The organism is Burkholderia sp. LMG 13014 (genome assembly GCF_905232215.1).
Lineage (GTDB): Bacteria > Pseudomonadota > Gammaproteobacteria > Burkholderiales > Burkholderiaceae > Burkholderia.
On the sequence record NZ_CAJNKE010000976.1, the window covers coordinates 1 to 1,420 of the forward strand.

The window sequence follows — 1,420 nt, forward strand, 5'->3', positions numbered from 1 at the left end:
GGGCGGACGCTTGCCGCCAGGCGCTTGCTGGGCCTGCTGCGCATCGGCCGCAAACACCTCGCCGCGCCGCATGACCTGCCCCATGCGCGAATAGGCTTCGGCGGCCGTGACGCTGCCATCGCCGTACAGGCTCCTGTTGTTGGTGATGACGGCCTCGACGCGGGCGCGCTCCTTGTCCGTCTTTGCTCCCTGTGACAGCGCCTCGCGCACGGTCATGGACGGGTTCTGCCGCATCCCGGTCAGCAGGTTCTTGGCATCCTTGTCCCCCAGATTGTGGAAGGCATAGACATTGGCGTCGTCGTCGGTGCCGCCGTACTTGCGGCCCTTCTCGATGTTCTCGCGGGTGAACTCGGCCAGCATCGCGGCCTGGATGGTCTTGTCGCCCCGGAACTTGGCGGCCTGCTCCTTCGTCAGCTTGCCGGCGCCCTCGATGCCGTACTTGCCGCCGTACTTGTTGAGCATGTCCGTCCAGGTTCCGTCGATGAACTGGCCGTAACCGTGGGCAGACGACAGGCGGGTGCCGTCCCTCCTGATCGGCGCGGCATCGGCGTTGAAGCCGCTCTCGAAGTTGGCGATCTTCGCCACCGTTCCAGCATCCACGCCCGCCTTGTCCGACGCGCCCAACAGGTATTGCTTGGCGTCGTTCCACCGCTCGGCGATCTGCCCGCTGATGGACTTCGCGCCTTCCCACGCCTTGGTGGCGCCGCGCCCGACGGTAGTGTTCTCGGCGAGGTAGCTTGCGCCAGCCTTGACACCATCAATCGCCTGGCTGCCCAGTTCCACCGCCGCATCCGCCACCTTGGATGCAAGCTCCTTGGCGCCGGTGGCGGCCGAGCTGACGACCTCCGCCGCCTTCTTGGCCGCGCCCTCGACCGACTCAATAGCCGGGCCGATGACAGGAAGGGACTTCAGACCCTCATAGGCCGACGTGAACAGGCTCGTGATGGCATCCCACCCGGCCTTGGCCGAATCTACGAATTTGCCCCAGGCTTTGCCGATACCATCACCCACAGCCGTGAAGCCAGACACAACGGAATCCCAGCCCTTTTTCACCCCTTCGACCGTCGCATTCCATGCGGACATGACGGCTTCGGTGGTCGCCGTCCACGCCGCAGCGATCTTGCCGGGGATGTCGGCGTCGCGCAGGTCGGACACCCAGCCGCCCACGGTCGTCCCGATGATCTGGCCGGCCTGGTCGCCGAAGAACAGGCCCGCCGCGCCGCCGATGGCGCCACCAATGGCCGCGCCCACCGGGCCGGCGAAGGCCCCCACCAGCGCGCCGAGCTTCGCGCCGGCGAACATGCCGCCCATCGTCCCGGCCAGGCCGCCCACCGCCTTCCCGGCGCGCTGGTCTTTCTCGCGCCGGGTCAGGGTGTCGTCCGTCTCCGAGTCGTAGATGTCGGTGGCCGCCCCGATGCCG

General features: G+C 67.6%; 1 pseudogene. It reads right to left on the reverse strand.

What is annotated here, in order from left to right:
• Positions 1 to 1,420: pseudogene (locus tag JYJ84_RS36670) on the reverse strand (hypothetical protein); the annotation flags it as partial.